The sequence below is a fragment of the Natronomonas halophila genome, assembly GCF_013391085.1.
GTDB classification, from domain to species: Archaea; Halobacteriota; Halobacteria; order Halobacteriales; family Haloarculaceae; genus Natronomonas; species Natronomonas halophila.
In genome coordinates this window covers 2441912-2459904 of sequence record NZ_CP058334.1, presented here as the reverse complement: position 1 = coordinate 2459904, position 17993 = coordinate 2441912, and the positions used below count along the sequence as shown (strand labels likewise).

18 protein-coding genes and 1 tRNA gene are annotated in these 17993 nt (G+C 62.7%); 11 read left to right on the top strand and 8 right to left on the bottom strand.

Going from position 1 to position 17993, the window contains the following annotated elements; all coding sequences use genetic code 11:
- Positions 1–31 precede the first annotated feature (31 nt).
- On the bottom strand, positions 32–223 hold the full coding sequence (locus HWV23_RS13105) for a DUF7331 family protein (RefSeq protein ID WP_178291672.1): 192 nt from the start codon (positions 221–223) through the stop codon (positions 32–34).
- A gap of 153 nt (positions 224–376) precedes the next feature.
- Between HWV23_RS13105 and HWV23_RS13100 the strand changes: the two genes are divergently transcribed.
- The 4 genes from HWV23_RS13100 (at position 377) to sufD (ending at position 6979) form a co-directional block, all read left to right on the top strand.
- Positions 377–3163 (top strand): DNA-directed DNA polymerase, encoded by a 2787-nt coding sequence (locus HWV23_RS13100; protein WP_178290843.1) that lies wholly within the window; start codon positions 377–379, stop codon positions 3161–3163.
- A 200-nt stretch (positions 3164–3363) separates the two neighbouring features.
- Positions 3364–4278 carry an ABC transporter ATP-binding protein gene (locus HWV23_RS13095; protein ID WP_178290842.1) on the top strand — a complete coding sequence of 305 codons (915 nt, stop codon included), beginning with the start codon at positions 3364–3366 and terminating at the stop codon, positions 4276–4278.
- Between the two features lie 57 nt (positions 4279–4335).
- Positions 4336–5760, top strand: a complete 1425-nt coding sequence (gene sufB, locus HWV23_RS13090; RefSeq protein WP_178290841.1) for a Fe-S cluster assembly protein SufB — start codon at positions 4336–4338, stop codon at positions 5758–5760.
- Between the two features lies 1 nt (position 5761).
- Positions 5762–6979, top strand: a complete 1218-nt coding sequence (sufD, locus tag HWV23_RS13085; protein WP_178290840.1) for a Fe-S cluster assembly protein SufD — start codon at positions 5762–5764, stop codon at positions 6977–6979.
- Positions 6980–7045: 66 nt separating this feature from the next.
- Here sufD and HWV23_RS13080 read toward each other — a convergent pair whose 3' ends face one another.
- A complete protein-coding gene (locus HWV23_RS13080) occupies positions 7046–8035 on the bottom strand; it encodes a DUF7972 family membrane protein (protein ID WP_178290839.1) in 990 nt (329 codons plus the stop codon).
- 117 nt (positions 8036–8152) lie between these two features.
- On the opposite strand from HWV23_RS13080, the gene HWV23_RS13075 reads away from it, so the two are divergent.
- From HWV23_RS13075 to HWV23_RS13055, 5 genes are all read left to right on the top strand, one after another.
- Positions 8153–8638 carry a ferritin-like domain-containing protein gene (locus HWV23_RS13075; protein ID WP_178290838.1) on the top strand — a complete coding sequence of 162 codons (486 nt, stop codon included), beginning with the start codon at positions 8153–8155 and terminating at the stop codon, positions 8636–8638.
- Positions 8635–9072 (top strand): metal-dependent transcriptional regulator, encoded by a 438-nt coding sequence (locus HWV23_RS13070; RefSeq protein ID WP_178290837.1) that lies wholly within the window; start codon positions 8635–8637, stop codon positions 9070–9072. The genes HWV23_RS13075 and HWV23_RS13070 overlap by 4 nt, the downstream gene beginning before the upstream one ends.
- A gap of 57 nt (positions 9073–9129) precedes the next feature.
- A complete protein-coding gene (locus HWV23_RS17240) occupies positions 9130–9870 on the top strand; it encodes an HNH endonuclease (RefSeq protein ID WP_178290836.1) in 741 nt (246 codons plus the stop codon).
- A gap of 42 nt (positions 9871–9912) precedes the next feature.
- A tRNA-Gln gene (locus HWV23_RS13060) sits at positions 9913–10019 on the top strand.
- Positions 10020–10116: 97 nt separating this feature from the next.
- On the top strand, positions 10117–11109 hold the full coding sequence (locus HWV23_RS13055; protein WP_178290835.1) for a hypothetical protein: 993 nt from the start codon (positions 10117–10119) through the stop codon (positions 11107–11109).
- 306 nt (positions 11110–11415) lie between these two features.
- Here the strand turns inward: HWV23_RS13055 and HWV23_RS13050 are convergent, their stop codons facing one another.
- On the bottom strand, positions 11416–12138 hold the full coding sequence (locus HWV23_RS13050) for a GNAT family N-acetyltransferase (protein ID WP_178290834.1): 723 nt from the start codon (positions 12136–12138) through the stop codon (positions 11416–11418).
- 134 nt (positions 12139–12272) lie between these two features.
- On the bottom strand, positions 12273–12878 hold the full coding sequence (locus HWV23_RS13045; protein WP_178290833.1) for a metal-dependent hydrolase: 606 nt from the start codon (positions 12876–12878) through the stop codon (positions 12273–12275).
- Positions 12879–13086: 208 nt separating this feature from the next.
- On the opposite strand from HWV23_RS13045, the gene HWV23_RS13040 reads away from it, so the two are divergent.
- On the top strand, positions 13087–13797 hold the full coding sequence (locus tag HWV23_RS13040; RefSeq protein ID WP_178290832.1) for an HD domain-containing protein: 711 nt from the start codon (positions 13087–13089) through the stop codon (positions 13795–13797).
- 3 nt (positions 13798–13800) lie between these two features.
- On the opposite strand, the gene HWV23_RS13035 is transcribed toward HWV23_RS13040, so the two are convergent.
- From HWV23_RS13035 to HWV23_RS13025, 3 genes are all read right to left on the bottom strand, one after another.
- Positions 13801–14472 carry a LysE family translocator gene (locus HWV23_RS13035; RefSeq protein WP_178290831.1) on the bottom strand — a complete coding sequence of 224 codons (672 nt, stop codon included), beginning with the start codon at positions 14470–14472 and terminating at the stop codon, positions 13801–13803.
- A gap of 338 nt (positions 14473–14810) precedes the next feature.
- Complete coding sequence (locus HWV23_RS13030; RefSeq protein WP_178290830.1) at positions 14811–15989, bottom strand: threonine synthase; 1179 nt, start codon at positions 15987–15989, stop codon at positions 14811–14813.
- A 96-nt stretch (positions 15990–16085) separates the two neighbouring features.
- A complete protein-coding gene (locus tag HWV23_RS13025) occupies positions 16086–16310 on the bottom strand; it encodes a hypothetical protein (protein WP_178290829.1) in 225 nt (74 codons plus the stop codon).
- Between the two features lie 127 nt (positions 16311–16437).
- Between HWV23_RS13025 and HWV23_RS13020 the strand changes: the two genes are divergently transcribed.
- Positions 16438–17688, top strand: coding sequence for an FAD-dependent oxidoreductase (locus HWV23_RS13020; RefSeq protein ID WP_178290828.1), 1251 nt, complete (start codon positions 16438–16440; stop codon positions 17686–17688).
- Here HWV23_RS13020 and HWV23_RS13015 read toward each other — a convergent pair.
- On the bottom strand, positions 17685–17882 hold the full coding sequence (locus HWV23_RS13015) for a DUF5800 family protein (RefSeq protein ID WP_178290827.1): 198 nt from the start codon (positions 17880–17882) through the stop codon (positions 17685–17687). The genes HWV23_RS13020 and HWV23_RS13015 overlap by 4 nt on opposite strands.
- Positions 17883–17993: the final 111 nt, after the last annotated feature.

The window sequence follows — 17993 nt, the reverse complement described above, 5'->3', positions numbered from 1 at the left end:
CGAACGGCGAGAAGCGAATTGGATAGTCGGTCTATGCCAGTTCGTCGAGGTCGACGACGTTTTCGGCCTGCATCCAGGCAAGGGGGTTCTCCGCATCGTAGAATACCACGCCCTCCTCTGTCTCGTAGGACTCCGTCGTTTCGACGGCGTCGGCGACCACCGGTTCAGGGCGCTCGTCGGCGCCCGCACTGTCCTGCTCACTCGTCGCATCAGGGTCGGGCATGGTGGGTGTCACCAGTTAGCAGTATGACGGGTCTATGTAAAGCCCTTGTGGCAGTGTCATACCTTGACACGGGCGTTGAGTCGGGCGATGAATTTAAGTGAACGAACGGGAACATCGGGGTTTTTACCGAGGAGGGACAAACGACGCTATCTCATGAAACAGGGGACCCTCGGAGCGTTCGGTGGCGGCGGGAGCGACGGCGAGCGCCCCGACGAGGAAGCCGCCGCCGTCGCCGGCAGCGACGACGGCGATGCCACCGTCGTCGACGTCTCGGAGCACCGCTTTCCCGACGCGGACGGCCACGTCGAGTGTTCGGTCACGCAGGTCGACTACACCATCGAGGGCCGCGGCGACGACGAACACCCCGTCCTCCACGTCTTCGGCCGCGACGAGAACCGCGAAACCGTCCACATTCGCGTCTACGGCTTCAAGCCCTACTTCTATACGCCTATCTCGGAACTGGACCTCGCCGTTGACGCCGAAAAGCCGCTTACCGACGCCGATATCGTCGATTCCCGCCTCGACCACGACCGCCTGACCGGCGTCGAGACCTATGGCCACCTCGCCGAGGAAGGACAGGACATCGGCGCCCACGACGAACGCGAGGCCGTCGTCTACGAATCCATCCGTGGCGAGGAGTTGGTCAAGGTCTTCGGCCAGACGCCCCGAGACGTCGGTGAACTCCGGGACCGTTTCGAGCATTACGAGGCGGACATCCTCTTCCCGAACCGCCTGCTCATCGACAAGGACGTCACCAGCGGCGTTCGCGTCCCCGTCCGTGAGGACGACGACGGCAGCCTGAAAGTCCACCACACCGAACTCTCCGCGGTCGAGTTGGAGGCCGACACCCGCGTTCACACCCTCGACATCGAGGTCGACGACCGCCACGGCTTCCCCGAGGACGGCGAACAGACCATCATCTGTCTGACCAGCCACGACTCCTATCGCGACGAGTACGTCATCTGGCTCTACGAATCGCCGGAAGGCGTCCCCGGTCCGGAAGCCGTCGAGGGCTACGACCCCCTCGGCGACGGCGAGGTCGACGTCGACATCCGCGCCTTCAGCGAGGAGGCCGACATGCTCGTCGACTACCTCGATTACATCGACGAGACGGACCCCGACGTACTCACGGGCTGGAACTTCGACGACTTCGACGCGCCCTACCTCATCGACCGCATCGACCGCCTCCAGAGCCGCCACGACCGCCTCGAATCCGACCGCCTCTCGCGGGTCGACGAGGTCTGGGACTCCGGGTGGGGCGGCCCGAACATCAAGGGTCGCGTCGTCTTCGACCTCCTGTATGCCTACCAGCGCACCCAGTTCTCCGAACTCGATTCCTACCGACTGGACGCCGTCGGGGAGGAGGAGTTGGGCGTCGGCAAGGAACGCTATACCGGAGATATCGGCGACCTCTGGGAGGACGACCCCGAGCGCCTGCTCGAATACAACCTCCGTGACGTCGAGTTGTGCGTCGAGTTGGACCGCAAGCAGAACATCGTCGAGTTCTGGGAGGAGGTCGCCTCCTTCGTCGGCTGTAAACTCGAAGACGCGACCACGCCCGGCGACGCCGTCGACATGTACGTCCTCCACGAGATTCACGGCGAGTTCGCGCTGCCCTCGAAGGGCCAGCAGGAAAGCGAGGAGTACGAGGGCGGCGCCGTCTTCGACCCCATCACCGGCGTCAAGGAGATGGTGTCGGTGCTGGACCTCAAATCCCTCTATCCGATGTGCATGGTGACCATCAACGCCTCGCCGGAAACGAAGGTCGACCCCACGGAATACGACGGCGAGACATACGTCGCGCCCAACGGGACCCACTTCCGGAAGGAACCGGACGGCATGATCCGGGAGATGGTCGACGAACTCCTCACCGAGCGGGAGGAAAAGAAGGGCCTCCGCAACGAGCACGAACCCGGAACCGACGCCTACGACACCTACGACCGCCAGCAGGCCGCGGTGAAGGTCATCATGAACTCCCTGTACGGCGTGCTGGGCTGGGACCGCTTCCGCCTCTACGACAAGGAGATGGGCGCGGCCGTGACCGCCACCGGCCGGGACGTCATCGAGTTCACCGAATCGGCCGCCGCCGACCTCGACAAGGAGGTCATCTACGGGGACACCGACAGCATCATGCTGGAGTTGGAGCACGACATCTCCAAGGACGAAGCCATCGAGCAGTCCTTCGAGATAGAGGAGCACATCAACGACGCCTACGACGAGTTCGCGGCCGAACTGAACGCCGACGAGCACCGCTTCCAGATCGAGTTCGAGAAACTCTACCGGCGGTTCTTCCAGGCAGGCAAGAAGAAACGCTACGCCGGCCACATCATCTGGAAGGAGGGCAAGGACGTCGACGACCTCGACATCACGGGCTTCGAGTACAAGCGCTCTGACATCGCGCCGATTACGAAGGAAGTCCAAAAGCAGGTCCTCGAGATGATCGTCACCGGCGAGGACCCCGAAGACATCAAGGACTACGTCCACGGGGTCATCGAGCGCGTGCAGGCCGGCGACGTGAGCCTCGACGAAATCGGGATTCCGGGCGGCATCGGCAAGAAGCTCGACAACTACGACACCGACACCGCACAGGTCAGGGGTGCGAAGTACGCGAACCTCCTCCTGGGGACGAACTTCGCCAGCGGGTCGAAGCCGAAACGGCTCTACCTCAAGAAGGTCCACCCCGAGTTCTTCCGCGAAGTCGAATCCGAGATGGGATTAGACCCCTCCGAAGACCCGTTGTACGGCGAGTTCAAGCGGGACCCGGACGTCATCTGTTTCGAGTTCGACGACCAGGTGCCCGACGCCTTCGAGGTGGATTACGAGAAGATGCTGGAGAAGACGTTGAAGGGACCCATCGCGCGCGTGTTGGAGGCGCTGGATATCTCCTGGGAGGAGGTCAAAAGCGGTCAAGAACAGACCGGCCTCGGCTCGTATATGTAAACCGTTCAGGTAACTCGGCTGCCGTCTCCTGATTTTCGGCGAGCGCGCTTCTGAGGGACGCAGAACCCGATATCCGTATTTTTACCCACGCCGTGTCAACTTTTTCCAAGCGAAAATATTTTTCCGAATACTGAAGCCAAATCACCCTGAACCCGAAACCATTATGCCGCTCACGACCCCATCTCCTATGAGAACCAACTATGGCTACGCTTGAAATCAAAAACCTACACGCAGAGGTCGCCGAGGAGGGCGGCGAACAGATCCTCCGCGGTGTCGACCTCGAAGTCAGCTCGGGAGAGATTCACGCGCTGATGGGGCCGAACGGCTCCGGGAAGTCGACCACCGCGAAGGTCATCGCCGGCCACCCGGCCTACGAAGTCACCGACGGTGAAGTCCTCCTCCACATCGAGGAAGACGAGTTCGAGGGCGTCGACATCGACGACGACCAGTTGACCTGGGACCTCCTCGACCTGGAGCCCAACGAGCGCGCCGCGCTCGGTATCTTCCTGGGCTTCCAGTACCCCGCCGAGATCGAGGGCGTCACGATGGTCAACTTCCTCCGGACCGCGCTCAACGCCAAACTCGAAGAGCGCGAGGAACTCTTCGAGGACGAAGACGAGGAAGCAGCCGAAGACGAGGAAGACGACGAAGGCTTCGACACCTCGCCGATGGAAGGCAACGTCGAGGAAGGCGAAGTCGGCGTCGCGGAGTTCCAGGAAATCCTGCAGGAGAAGATGGAACTGCTCGACATGGACGAGAAGTTCGCCCACCGCTATCTCAACGCCGGCTTCTCCGGCGGCGAGAAAAAGCAGAACGAGGTCCTTCAGGCCGCCATCCTCGAACCGTCGATTGCCGTCCTCGACGAGATCGACTCCGGGCTGGACATCGACCGTCTGCAGGACGTCTCGAAGGGTATCAACGCCCTCCGCGACGAGCAGGGCACCGGTATCCTCCAGATTACCCACTACCAGCGGGTTCTCGACTACGTCGAACCCGACCACGTCCACGTGATGCTCGACGGCGAAATCGCCAAAAGCGGCGGTGCCGAACTCGCCGAGCAGCTCGAAGACAAGGGGTACGACTGGGTCCGTGAGGAAGTCTACGAGACCGCGTAAACGGTTCTCGTTACGCACAACCTCATAACCATACAGACGTAAACACCACCAACGACCATGAGTTCCGAAGACCTACAAGACACTGACACCGAGGCTCGATTCGAGTTCAAGAAGGAGGAGTCGTCCGCCTTCAAGACCGAGAAGGGCCTCACCGAAGAGACCATTCGGGTCATCTCCGACGACAAGGACGAACCCGAGTGGATGCTCGAACGGCGCCTTCGCGCACTCGAGCAGTTCCAACAGATGCCGATGCCGACCGACTGGCCCGGACAGCCGGACCTGAGCGAGGTCGACATCGACGAGATCGTTCCGTACATCCGTCCGGACATCGAGACCCGTGGCGGCGCCGAAAACTGGGAAGACCTCCCCGAGGAGATTCAGGACACCTTCGACAAACTGGGCATTCCGGAAGCCGAGAAGAACGCCCTCTCGGGCGTCGGCGCCCAGTACGAATCGGAGATCGTCTACCAGAACATGCAGGAGCAGTGGGAGGAGAAGGGCGTCATCTTCTGTGACATGGACAAGGCCGTCCAGGAACACGAAGAACTCGTCCGGGAGTACTTCATGACGAAGTGCGTCCCCCCGAGTGACAACAAGTTCGCTGCGCTTCACGGCGCCATCTGGTCCGGCGGCTCGTTCGTCTACATCCCCGAGGACACGACGGTCAACATGCCCGTTCAGGCCTACTTCCGGATGAACTCGGAAGGCATGGGCCAGTTCGAGCACACGCTCATCATCGCCGAGGAGAACTCCGAAGTTCACTACATCGAGGGCTGTTCGGCTCCGAAGTACTCGGCGTTCAACCTCCACTCCGGCGGCGTGGAAGTCTTCGTCAAGGAAGGCGCCCACGTTCAGTACTCGACCGTCCAGAACTGGTCGAAGAACACCTACAACCTGAACACCAAACGCGCCATCGTCGAGAAGGACGGGACGATGGAGTGGGTGTCCGGGTCCATGGGCTCGAAGGCCACGATGCTGTATCCGTGTACCATCCTCAAGGGCCCCGGTGCGACGGACAACCACATCACCATCGCCTTCGCTGGCGAGGGCCAGAACATCGACACCGGCGCGAAGGTCTACCACAACGCGCCGAACACGAAGTCGACCATCGAGTCCAAGTCCATCAGCAAGGACGGCGGCCGCACCAACTACCGCGGCCTCGTCCACATCGCCGACGGCGCCGAGAACTCCTCGACGGCCGTCGAGTGTGACGCGCTGATGTTCGACAACGAATCCACCTCGGACACCATGCCGTACATGGAAATCGAGGAGTCGAAGGTCGACGTCGCTCACGAGGCGACCGTCGGCAAAATCGGCGACGAGGACGTCTTCTACCTCCAGTCGCGCGGACTGGACGACGACGACGCCAAGCAGATGATCGTCGCCGGCTTCATCGAACCCATCACCGAGGAACTGCCTATCGAGTACGCGGTCGAACTTAACCGCCTCATCGAACTCGAAATGGAGGGTTCGCTCGGGTAATATGTCCACGCAGGTACACGCATCCATCGACGAAGCCACCGTTCGCCAGATCAGTGAGGAACTCGGCGAACCCGAGTGGCTGCTGGAGACGCGACTCGACGCCCTCGAGGCGCTCGACGAACTGGCCTTCCCGGACGTCATCCAGACACCCGGCCGCAAGTGGACGAACCTCGAGGACCTCGACTACGAGGAACTGGTCGACCCCCTCGACGCGACCGAGGAGAAAGACCAGGTCGGGCCCGAGGAAATCGACGTCCTCCCGTTCGCGGAGGCCGTCGAGGAGCACGGCGACCTGCTGGAGGAGTACTTCGGCAGCGTCGTCGACCCCGAGAAGAACTACCTGACGGCGCTTTCGACGGCGCTGTTCACGACCGGCACCGTCATCCACGTCCCCGAGGGCGTCGACGCCGAGGACGTGAAGATCCGGACGACGATGACCTCCCGGTCGCTGTTCAACTACACGCTCGTCGTCGCCGAGGAGTCCTCCTCGGTGACCATCCTCGAACGGCAGGAGACCGCCGAGGATGTCGACGGCGACCGCTACTACAGCGGCATCACGGAGGTCATCGCCGCCGAGAACAGCTACGTCCAGTACGGCGACCTGCAGGACCTCGACGAGACGACCTACACGTACTCGCTGCGTGAGGCCGACGTCGATACCTACGCCACCACCAGCTGGATCGAGTGCAACGTCGGCTCGAAGCTGACGAAGTCCTCCGTGGAGAGCCACCTCAACGGTGACTCCGCGGAGACGAAGATCGTCGGGGCCTTCTACGGCCACAACGACCAGCACTTCGACGTCAGCGCCCGCGTCTGGCACAACGCCGAGCACACGACGGCCGACCTCGTCACCCGTGGTGTCATCGACGACAAGGCCCGCTCGGTCTACGAGGGCGTCCAGGACGTCGGCCGGGAAGCATGGGACACCAACTCCTACCAGCGTGAGAACACGCTGATGCTCTCCGACGAGTCCGAGGCCGACGCCTCGCCGAAACTCATCATCAACAACCACGATACCGAGGCCTCCCACTCCGCGACGGTCGGGCAGGTCTCCGAGGAGGACATGTTCTACATGACTTCCCGAGCCCTCCCCGAGCGCACCGCGCGGAACATGCTCGTGGAAGGCTTCTACGTCCCCGTCTTCGAGGAAATCGAAGTCGAGGAACTCCGCGAGGACCTGAAGGGTCGCATTCACGACCGTCTGCAAGCACGAGAGTAATCGAGTGCCTTGCATGGCCCGCGAGTAAGCGTGCCGTTTCCTTTCTTTCGCGCCGTCGCCCACCGCTTAGTCGCCAGCCTCGGGGCCGTCGCCCCGGAGGATGAAGGGTCCGATAGAGAGCGTCCGACCGGTAATCGTCGCGATACGAAGCACGTACGACAGCAATACCGCAAACGGGGAAATCACGACAGCAGCGGCCGCGCTGACGAGCAGGACGCCAGTATTGATGCCGAGTAGCGTACCGGTGAAGGCGCCGACGTCGACATAGAAAACGACGCCGAGAGCCACTACGAGCGCAGGGACGGCCGCATAGAGGACGGTTCGGGAGAGTTCGATGAGTTCCGCCTGGAAGTAGAGGGTCTTGAAGTGTTCGCGAGCGGGCGCGAACACGCGGAGCGCCTCGGCGAGGCTCTCCAGCGATTCGCGGGTCGCCTCGGGGAGGTCATCACGGTCGAGGGCCCGACGGGTGACGTGGAGTTTCCACGAGTAGTTGAAATCCAGCGCGGCACGGACGACTTCGAACTCGCCGAACGAGGCTCCATCAAGCCGATCGGAGACTAGTTCGGCGTTCCGAACCGTCCCGCCCAGCATCGATTCGAGGTCCTCGTCGAGCGGACCGGACTCGTCGACCGCCGTCGCACGGTCGGCGATTTCCTCGACGATTTCCTGCAGGAACGCGGAGGGTTCGGCGGACGGCGTCTCGCCGAGCAGGTCGCGGATGTCATCGCGGAAGGTCATCGCGCCGTCCATCCGTTCGCGCTGGTCGCCGACGGCGCCGAGTTCCTGTGACAGGACCAACTGGTTCAGCGTGAGTACGAGCGTGACGCCGGTCACCGTCGCGCCGATGAGGGCCTGAAAGGCGGTATCGACCGAGTCGGTCTCCCGGAGCACGACGACGGCGTCGGGAACGACAAGCGAGAGTCCCGCAGTAGCGACGAAAACGAGCGTGACGATACCGGTCGTGATGAGTCGCCGGTCAGCATCCAACAGGAGATAGAGCACGGCCGTGCTCCGACCGGAGCGTTCCCGCAGCCGGTCGGCTGGCTCGTCTGACATACGACCCTCTTCGCCGGCAGCGGCAAAAAACGGCGGGGCAAGGGAACCCCTTAAGTCGCCCCGGTGCCGAACCGTGAGTATGCCCGACGCACGATTCGACGATTGCGGGGTGAGTCGATGAGCCTCACCTATCCGGTCGCGTCGGACCACCAACTCGCGCGACTCCTCCAGATCGGGATGGTCCTCGAAGAGGTCGTCGAGGCCCGCGCACACAAACACTACGAGACGCTCGACGAGGACGAACTCGGCGAGGAAATCGTAGAACTGCTCGACCACGCCGCCGAGGAGTCCGAAGAACACCGCAAGCGCCTCGAAGCCCTCGTCGACGAACTCGACGCCGACCCCGTCGCCTACGAGGAAATCGAGACGCTCGTGGCCGCCCGCTACGAGTCCGATACGGACTTCGACGGCGTCCTCTACGACCAGTTGTGCAACGAGGAGACGGCCTACAAGTTCTACGACGACCTCATCGAAGCCGTCGAACAGTCGGATATCGAGTTCAGTATCGACCGCGACGAACTGCTTGCCGTCCTCCGTGACATTCGCGAGGAGGAAAAGGAGGGCGTCGAAGAAGTGACAGACCTCATGGAGGAGCGAGCATGAACACGCAGGACCAGTACCTGAAGGCCATATACCTCATCCAAGAGCAGGAAGACGGCCCAGCATCGACCGGGGACATCGCCGACCTCCTCGAAGTAAGTCCCGCGAGCGCAAACGAGATGATCGGCAAACTCGAAGAACGCGACCTCGCGGACCACGAGAAATACAAGGGCGTCTCCCTGACCGACGACGGCATCGTCAAGGCCCGCGATGCGCTCCAGACCTACTGCATCATCGAACGCTTCCTCTGGGAGGTCCTCGAAGTCGAGGAGTTCCGCACCGAAGCCAAACAACTCGAAAGCGTCATCGACGAAACCGTCGCCGAACGCCTCGACACAATCATCGACCGACAGGACTGCTGTCCCGACTGTTTCGATGCGGAAGCCGACGCCTGCGAGTTGCTCGACGTCGAACTGGAATCCGAAGCGGCGGATTAGTTTTACTTTCACTTTGGACGGATATGGTTTAATCTCTATTAGGTAGTTAGCCCGTCTATGGGGCATTCCTGTCCAACCTGTGAAAAGAAACTGGCTACCGAACAAGGAAAGCGACAGCACCACGCCAAGGTCCATGACGAATCGTTACCGAACCGAGAATGCAAGGGATGTGGAGTAGAGTTCTACGACGAGAAAGCCCGGCTGGTATATTGCGATGATTGCGAGCCGAACGCAGGCAAGAATAACGGCAACTGGAAGGGTGCAAAGGAGACCACGTCCTGTAACGCATGTGGTGACGAGTTCGAATATTACCCGTCGGATAAGGAGGGCCACTTCTGTTCGGATTGTGTCAAGGCGGATGGAACGTTCGAAGGAACTCGATTCTGGCGTCGGGCCGAGCGAATCGAGCGGGCCTGTGACTATTGTAGTGACGTCCGTGAGGTCTTGAAATCAGATATCGCTCGTGGTGAAAAACGATTCTGCAGTCGGCGTTGCCTCTCTCGGTGGATGTCCGAAAACTGGCGTGGCGAAAATCACCATCAATGGAAAGGGGGTAGCGCGGATTATACGGGGAAGTGGCGCTCTGTTCGCCGGAAGGCTTTGGAGCGTGACGACTACGAATGTCAGAGATGCGGGCAAACAATGGAGGAGATGGGTCGAGAACCGGACGTCCACCACCTCATCCCCGTTCGATGTTTCGATGACGCTCAAGACGCGCATCAGCTTCTGAATCTCGTTTCCCTCTGCCGACAATGTCATGCAGTGGTTGAACAGAACGCCAACGTGAGTGGTGACTAAAAAAGTAAGCCTATTGTGCACCCGGCGAAAATGTCGTAGTGAAGTCCCGTGGTGTAGTGGCCAATCATATGGGCCTTTGGATGGAATCCTGATTCATGTCAGATTCCAGAGGATAGCCCATGACGGCAGTTCGAATCTGCCCGGGACTACTAAATTTACTGACACTTTCTAACTCTCGATAGTTCACACCAACCGCACCACCAAACTATAAATCGTCGGCAAATTCATTTCTCGGTAGATAGACCCATGCAACCCGACCCGAACAATCCGGAGGCAGACTGGCCGCTGGCGGCGGGCGAACCGGGCCGCGAGGTGTGGTATTCGCTGGTGAGTCCGCGGGACGCGTCGGTCGCCTTCTGGTATCGCTACACGCTGTTGTCAACCGAAAGCGGCCGACAGGAGGGTCGGGTGTGGGCGGCGCTGACCGACCGCGAAAATCCCGAAAACTCGACGTTCGTCTCCGAGGCCTTCGCTTTCGAGGACGTCTGGCCCGAGGGCGACCCCTTCGAGTTGACCATCGGCGACAGCGTCCTCACCACCTCGTCGGCCAAGGGTGAAATCGACGACGTCTCGTGGGACCTCGAATACGAGCCGGATACCTACGCGTTCACGCCGCTTCGGAGCGAGACGCTGACCGATATTCTCTCGAAGACCATCGGGACGGGCAAACACTGGAGTCGCAACGAATCGGTGTTCATGGACGGCGAAATCACGGTCGGCGACCGGACCATCGAACTCGACGACGCGCCGGGCCATCAGGGCCATACCGTCTCCTCGACGAGTCCGCCGGAAGACTGGACGTGGGTGCAATGCAACGATTTCGAGGACGAGGAATCAGCCGTCCTCGAAGCCCTCCGGCTGGACGACAAGCTATCGCTGTGTTTCCGGGTAGACGGCGAGGTTTACTCCCTCAACCGTCTCAAACACGTCCTCCCGGTGAGTCCGTGGGCGAACGAGGTCGACCACGACGAGGTCGGCCACTGGCGCTTCCGCGGGGAGGGCGAGGGAATCAAGCTACAGGTCACGGTCGAATCGCCCGAGAACCACTGGCAGCAGGTGTCGTATATGACTCCCGACGATAGCCTCCGGTACAACGCCCACTGTTCGCTGTCGGACGTGACCGTTACCTATCAGAAGGACGGCAAACCGGCCCGGACTATCACGAGCAACGCGGCCCGTGCGGAGTGGGTGAGCGAGGAGCCGCCGCTTGAGGGCGAGTATCAGCCGGATTGGGACTGAGACAGGGCTACGCTTAGTGGTATTTTAGTTCGAAAAGCATCCGCGAGCGCCCACAGGGCGCGAGCGGTTCCGCCGCGCCGACCGCAGGGAGGCGCGGGACCAAGGCCTGACCGGAGGTCCCGCGAACGGAGTGAGCGGGAGCGTTGGAAGACGAGCGGTGCGTGGTTCGGAGCGACCGCAGGGAGCGAGAACCACGAGAAGCGAACGGCGAAGCCGTGAGCGAAGCGAGTCTTCCTGAGGGAAGGCCGCCGTGTCTTTTTCATGAACGTTTTTGCCGGCGCCCGCAGGGCGCCGTGCAAAAAGTTTCTACATGTACGCAGCGTCCCACCGCGTCGGCTTCAACTGGTTGCCACACTCGTCACACTGGAGCCCGCCCATGGAGTCCATGGAGGTGACGAGGTTCTCGCAGGCGCCGCAGTAGTAGCCGTATTTGGTCTCGCGGCCCTCGTCGGTGTAGACGGTGTAGAAGGCCCCATCGGAGCCTCTATCGCTGTCGTTACGGTCGATGTAGAGTTCCCGGTCGTCGACGACGATGGGCTGGAGCCCGATGGAGTCCTTGTCGACGTAGATGTTTTCGACGTAGGCGGTGCCGTCGATCTCGACGGTGCCTTCGCCGACCTTGGTGAGGCCCCGCTTCTCCCAGAACCGGTTGCCCTCGGAGTTCATCGCCAACACGAGCCCGCGGATGGTCTCGGCGCCTTTGTCTTCGAGGCGTTCCCGAGTTTCCTCGTAGAGTTGGTGGCCAATTCCCTCTCCACGGTACATCGCGCCGACGTGGAGCCAGTGGATGTCACCGCGGTCGTCGACGAGGGCGCTCTCCGAGAAGGCGACAGGGTCGCCGTCCTTCTCGGCAATGAGGAGCATGACCTCGTCGTCTTCGAGTTTCTCCGCGAAGCTATCGACGCCGTACCACTGTTGGATGGCGGTTTCGATAGTAGAGGGACTCAACGAATAGGACGCTTCCATCGAGCGGAGTGCAATCGACCGAATCGTCGGGCCGTCGTCTTCCGTCGCTTCACGAACCTTCATGTGAGACAGTTACACTCCGGGGTGTCATAAAACCGAACGCTGGCCGCAAATCATGGACGAACGTTTACCGATGCCGGGAATCGACCGCCGCCTCGAAAGGATGGGGGAAGCGAGGGTGGTCGCGATATAAAAACTCAGTCGTGCAGGTATCGCTCGGGCACGTACTCCTCAAGCGGTTCGGGAACGCGACTGAAGACGGTCGGCGCGAGCTCCGCCAGATAGCGGCGCAGGAGGACGTAACTCGTCGCGATAGTGAGGGCGACGGCGACGACGGCCACGAAGGCGCCGTCGAGGACTACCAACAGCGGCAGGCCGACAGCCAGCGATATGGCGAGGTCACCACGGGACCCGTCGTAGGCGACGAACCGACGGGGGGTGAGCCATGTGCCGCTGGCGTGGTCGTAGACGGCCTTCTCTGAGGTGCCCTCCCAGGGGCGGAGTTCGAGACCGCCGCCGTAGATGTCCATCCGGCAGTGAACTGCTGCTGCCAGCAGGAGGAAGACGACAGCGAGCGTCAGCGGCGTCGTCCAGACGACCGCGGCGACGACTGCCGGCACGGCGGCCAGCGGGTAGAACGTCGGGTAGTGCAGCGTCTTCCGGTGGCCGGCGTACATATCGAGGTCGGGGAGGATACCCCCCACGAGCGCGCCCAGAAGCGCTGCTGGGGCAAGTTCGGGCGCGTACAGCGCCAGCGGGGCGGCAAGCGCAAGCCCCACTAACGCATGTGTCGGCAGCATCATACACACACTGAGAGGTGAGTTGCGGCTATAAGGGCGTCGGTGAGTATTTAAACCCGCGTGCATCGGTAACACGATTACTTATAAACGAAGACCACCGGGAACCGCCGAAATCGGTTTATGCGCCCACCGCAACGCTAAAAAGTCGAACCAACCTTTCTTGAACTAAGATGACCGACGCATACGACTCTTTCGCCGTGGGGGTGGATACATGGGTGTCGAGATAAGGGAAGCACCCGTCTCCGACGACGAGTTCGAGGAGATGAAGCAGTTCGTCCACGATTATCTCGCCGCCAGCGTCGAAGGCGAAGACGAGGGCGGACGGATGCGGTGGTACCCGTGGCACTCCGCGGAGTACCGCTACAACCACATCCTCAACGTGGCCGAACTGGCGACAGAGATCGCCGAGCAGGAAGGCGCTAACGTCGACGTCACACGGGTTGCGGCCCTCTTCCACGATATCGCAAAGCTCGAAGCCGACCAGGACGTCCACGCGGAGGCCGGCGCTCGCGTCGCTCGCGAGTACCTCTACACGCGGACGGACTACCCCGAATCGTTCGTCGAACAGGTCTGTAACGCCGTCGAGGACCACTCCTACGAGGGCGACCTCGAAGAGATGCCCCTCGAAACCCAGTGTCTCATGGAAGCCGACCTGCTCGACAAGGTGGGTGCCAACGGCACGACCCTCATGCTGCTTCGGATGGGCTACGAGGCCCGAACGCACATGGACGCAAACGAGATGGTCGGCCGCGTGCTCGAACGCGGCGAGGACGCCATCGAGCGCATTCGCTCGGACACCGCCGAGAGCATGGCCCACCAGCGCATCAAGCGCGTCCGGTGGTTCAAGGAGTGGCTCGAAGGCGAAATCGCGGGCGTCGACCCCGAAGCCGACGGGGAGCCGGACATCGACCCCGACATCTAACGCTCACAGCGAGGTGAGCGTTCCCGCCGCATCCACGAGGAAGAAGACGCCGAACCCCGCGAGCACCAGCGCGCTCCCGTAGGCGACCGCCGGCGCGAGCGCGTCGACCCGCTTGCCGGCCGCCACCAGCGCCGCCGGAAAGCCCGTTATCCAGACGACGATACCGCCGAACAGTCCGACCAACAGAGCCGGATGTCCCGTCTGGACAACGACCAGTCCCGCCAGCGCCTCGTTCGCATACGAGAGGACGTCGACCTGGCCGGGCGCAAGCAGGCCCACGCCGACGGTCAGCCAGAAGAGAATCTGATAGGGGTTCGTCAGCGCCAGCACGAACGCCTTCCGGAAGCCCTTGCTCTCGTCGTCAAGGTCCGAGGCACGGAAGGTCTGGTGGGCGTCGGTGGCCGCGCCGTAGGCGAAATACAGCATCAGCACGCCTCCGATGCCGACCATGAGTCCGTGCAGCACCGGTAGGCGTTCGATGGCGGCGACGACGCCGACGAACGCCAACACGAAGAAGGCCAAATCGGCAGTCATCGCTCCGAGGCCGGCTTTGAATCCCGCGTCCCAGCCCCGCAGCACCGACTCCTCGGCGATGATGGCGTTCATCGGCCCCGGAGGCGCTGCCAGCGCCAACCCGAAGACGATGCCGGCCAGAAACGTCGACACGAGCGTCATTGCTCCTCAATTTTCGATGGGTGGTCAAAAACATGGCGTGGTGAGAAGTCGTGACATGATTTCAACTAGGAACGACGAGACAACTACTGGGCGTAGCTTGGGAAGCAGGGACCAAAGTGAGTGTCCGCCGAGCGGGGCGCTTGAAAAGCGCCCCCGAGGCGGTTCCGCGGCGACGAGACGGCGAAGCCGTCGAGTCGCCGTAGCGCCGACTGACTAACGCCGCGCGACCGCAGGGAGCGCGGCGGCTGGAAGGAGGCGCGCATATTTTCCCCATGTTTTTGCCGCGAGGCGCGGCGTAGCCGCGCCGAGCGTGCAAAAAGTGGGCGTCGAGTGGGATTTTACATACCGCGGCTCATCAACCGACTCCGCACCACGTCGGCGTCCTTGTTGCCGGTGCCGGTGTTGACGATGACGATAGTGTCATCGTCGTCGAAGGCGCCCGCGTCGTTGAGGTCCCACGCGCCGGCGGCGGCGACGCCGGCGGCGATGCTGATTTCGAGACCCTCGTGTTGGGCGACCGTGGTAGCGCTGTCGAGAGCGTCTTGGTCATCGACGGCGACCCCGTCGCCGCCGCTTGCACGGACGGCCTCGGCGGCGGGCAGGCCGCCCTCGGGGTCGGGGATTTCGAGGCTGCCGACGACGGTGTCGGGGACCTCCCACGGTTCGGGGTCCCCGCCGGAGTCGATGGCCTCGACGACGGGCGCACAGCCGTCGGATTGGGCGGCGTAGACCCGCGGCGTGTCGTCGGCCAGTCCGAGGTCGGCGAACTCGCGGGCGGCCTTCCAGAGACCGGCGGCGACGGCGCCGTGACCGACCGGCGCGACGATGGCGTCGGGGGCTTCCCAGTCCAGTTGCTCGACGGTCTCGTAGTAGAGCGGCTTGACGCCCTCGTGGCGATACGGCGAGTCGAAGGCGCCGGCGGGGAACCAGTCCTCGCGGTCGGCAGCAGGCATCTCCTCTCGTTCGCTCTCGTAGGCCTCGCGTGCGTCGCCGTAGCGGCCCTCGACGACGCGCATGTCGCCGCCGTGGACGTTTATCATCGCCTTGTTGACGAAGTTAGTGCGGCTGGGGACGAAGACGCGGGAGAGCAGGCCCGCGCGGGCGGCGTAGGCGGCCGCGGACTGGCCGCCATTGCCCGTCGTCGGAAGGGCGAGCGTATCAGCATCGGAGCGGGCGGCGGCCTCGGCGACGAGCGCTTGCCCGCGGTCGGTGACGGTGCCCGTCGGGTTGTGCGCCTCGTTTTTGATGAGGACGCGACCGACACCGAGTTCGTCGGCCAGACGCGGCGCCTCGACGAGCGGGGTTGCGCCCTCGCCGATGCCCTCGGGGACGAACGGCAGCAGTTCGCCGTGTTTCCAGCCGCCGTCGCGGTCGCCCAGTTCCTCGCGCGTGAGGTCGACCGCGTCGTAGTCGTAGGTCGCATCCAGCGTGCCGTCGCAGTCGGGACAGCGCGTGGCGCCCTCGTCGGTGACCGTCTGCCCGCAGTCCGTACAATCGAAGCCCTCGAAACTCGTCATTGGTGGAGTTTCGGACGCCCCCGGCAAAGCCCTGTCCTTCGCGGGTCGTGAGGTGTGGTTCCGATACGCCGGTTGGGTTGCCGGGGGAGCGGTCGCTTACGCGAACTCGGCCAAAAACAGGAGTACGCTGGGTGCGACCAGCAGGACGATACCGACGAGCATCAGCAGCCCCGGGAGCCAGAGCAGGCCCATCTCAGTGAGAAGCCAGAGGCCGAGTCCCGCCAGAAGCGCGACGAGGCCGACGAGACGCAGGACCCATGCGATGGCCTCCTCCATCCCTGAGTCGGCAACGATGTCGACGACTTCGAGTAGTTCGTCCATCGTATCAGCCGATTCGTTCACAAAGTAACTTATATCGTTTGACACTATCCGGGAGAATCGCGACAGGCCACTCGCCACGAGCGAATCGACGAAAACGGGTATGGGCCTGCCGCCCGAACCCCGTTCTATGCACGTCGTCGTAGCCGGTGGCGGCCTCGCCGGACTGGTCGCCGCACGCCATCTGGCCGAGGCGGGCGCTGAAGTCGAACTCTTCGAGGAAAACGCCCGTGTCGGCGGCCGCGTCCGCTCACGTGAGGTCGACGGATTCACCCTCGACAGGGGTTTTCAGGTGCTCTTTACAGCGTACCCGGCCGCGCGCCGCGAGTTGGACTTTGACGACCTCGATTTGCGGACGTTCGCCCCCGGCGCGACCATCGCCAGGCCGAACCACCGCTCGACGCTGGCCGACCCGTTGGGCGACCCGAGCGCGGCGCTTCCGACGCTGCTGAATCGCGACGTCCGGACGAGTGACAAGCTTCGGCTGTTCCGCCTCCAGCGCGAACTGAAGGGCCAGTCGTTCGAGAACCTGCTCGACGGCGAGGGGAAGACGGTGCGTGAATACCTCGCCGACCGCGGCTTCTCGCCGGCCTTCATCGAGCACTTCGCCGAGCCGTTTTACGGTGGTATCACCCTCGACCGCGAGTTGGGGACCGACAGCGGCGTCTTCGAATATACGTTCAAGGCACTCTCGGAGGGCAGGACGGTCGTACCCGCCGCGGGGATGGGCGCGATTCCCGCCCAGTTGCGCGACCGGGCCGAGGCCGCGGGCGCGACGGTCAAGACCGGAAAGGCCGTCACGACCATCGAGCGCGGCGAGAAACTGAAAGTCGAAGCGGGCAACGAGATGGTATTTCCCGACGCCGTCATCGTCGCGACCGACCCGAAATCAGTGGCGGAGTTGACAGGCGTGGAGACGCCGACCGATGCCAAATGTTGTGTCACGGTCCACTGTTCACTGCCGGACCACCAGACGCTGGATACGGGCTCTCGGATTCTGCTGAACACGGCAGACGACCGTCCCAACACCATCGCGCCGATGTCCGCGGCGGCGCCCGAGTACGCACCCGAGGACAAGCAATTACTCAGCGCGACCTTCCTCGGCCAGCAGGACGCGGGCGACGAGGAACTGGCCACGGAGGTCCAAGAGGCGCTGGATGCGTGGTATCCCGAGAACCACTTCGGTGAGTTCGAACTGGTGGATATCGACCGCATCGAGTTCGCGCAGTTCGCCCAACCGCCGGGCTTTCGGGAGTCGCTACCTGCGGTCGATACGCCCGGTGGGTCGGTCTACCTTGCGGGCGATTACACCCGCTGGTCGTCGATTCAGGGTGCTCTGGAGAGCGGCAAGCGGGCCGCGGATGCCGTGCTGAACAGTTAGTCGAGAATCTCTTTGATGCGTCGCGGTTCGCCGGACAGCGAGGGGTCGTCTTCGACCATCTGGAGGACTTCGTGGTCGGTGACGTCGGGGTAGTCCTTGCGGACGGCCTCCTCGATGAGGTCCTTTTCCAGTCGGAACTCGGTGCCTTCGTAGATGACTTCCACACCCTGTTCATCGAACGAGAGAACGGTCATACAGCGGTTTGGAGAGTCCTCGGTATAAGTAGCACGTTGGCTCGCGAGAAGTGCGACGGAGCGTTCCCCTCCCCGTCGCGTGGGGTGCGCCCAAAGGCGCATCGACGGCCC

Excerpts from the sequence above, each read along its gene's own strand:
- HWV23_RS13080 (WP_178290839.1), bottom strand. The coding sequence starts at position 8,035 with ATGTCAGACGAGCCAGCCGACCGGCTGCGGGAACGCTCCGGTCGGAGC.
- HWV23_RS13055 (WP_178290835.1), top strand. The coding sequence starts at position 10,117 with ATGCAACCCGACCCGAACAATCCGGAGGCAGACTGGCCGCTGGCGGCG.
- HWV23_RS13040 (WP_178290832.1), top strand. The coding sequence starts at position 13,087 with ATGGGTGTCGAGATAAGGGAAGCACCCGTCTCCGACGACGAGTTCGAG.
- HWV23_RS13050 (WP_178290834.1), bottom strand. The coding sequence starts at position 12,138 with ATGAAGGTTCGTGAAGCGACGGAAGACGACGGCCCGACGATTCGGTCG.
- HWV23_RS13030 (WP_178290830.1), bottom strand. The coding sequence starts at position 15,989 with ATGACGAGTTTCGAGGGCTTCGATTGTACGGACTGCGGGCAGACGGTC.
- HWV23_RS13070 (WP_178290837.1), top strand. The coding sequence starts at position 8,635 with ATGAACACGCAGGACCAGTACCTGAAGGCCATATACCTCATCCAAGAG.
- HWV23_RS13015 (WP_178290827.1), bottom strand. The coding sequence starts at position 17,882 with ATGACCGTTCTCTCGTTCGATGAACAGGGTGTGGAAGTCATCTACGAA.
- HWV23_RS13035 (WP_178290831.1), bottom strand. The coding sequence starts at position 14,472 with ATGACGCTCGTGTCGACGTTTCTGGCCGGCATCGTCTTCGGGTTGGCG.
- HWV23_RS13045 (WP_178290833.1), bottom strand. The coding sequence starts at position 12,878 with ATGATGCTGCCGACACATGCGTTAGTGGGGCTTGCGCTTGCCGCCCCG.
- HWV23_RS13105 (WP_178291672.1), bottom strand. The coding sequence starts at position 223 with ATGCCCGACCCTGATGCGACGAGTGAGCAGGACAGTGCGGGCGCCGAC.
- HWV23_RS13020 (WP_178290828.1), top strand. The coding sequence starts at position 16,438 with ATGCACGTCGTCGTAGCCGGTGGCGGCCTCGCCGGACTGGTCGCCGCA.
- HWV23_RS13075 (WP_178290838.1), top strand. The coding sequence starts at position 8,153 with ATGAGCCTCACCTATCCGGTCGCGTCGGACCACCAACTCGCGCGACTC.
- sufB (WP_178290841.1), top strand. The coding sequence starts at position 4,336 with ATGAGTTCCGAAGACCTACAAGACACTGACACCGAGGCTCGATTCGAG.
- HWV23_RS17240 (WP_178290836.1), top strand. The coding sequence starts at position 9,130 with ATGGGGCATTCCTGTCCAACCTGTGAAAAGAAACTGGCTACCGAACAA.
- HWV23_RS13095 (WP_178290842.1), top strand. The coding sequence starts at position 3,364 with ATGGCTACGCTTGAAATCAAAAACCTACACGCAGAGGTCGCCGAGGAG.
- sufD (WP_178290840.1), top strand. The coding sequence starts at position 5,762 with ATGTCCACGCAGGTACACGCATCCATCGACGAAGCCACCGTTCGCCAG.
- HWV23_RS13025 (WP_178290829.1), bottom strand. The coding sequence starts at position 16,310 with ATGGACGAACTACTCGAAGTCGTCGACATCGTTGCCGACTCAGGGATG.
- HWV23_RS13100 (WP_178290843.1), top strand. The coding sequence starts at position 377 with ATGAAACAGGGGACCCTCGGAGCGTTCGGTGGCGGCGGGAGCGACGGC.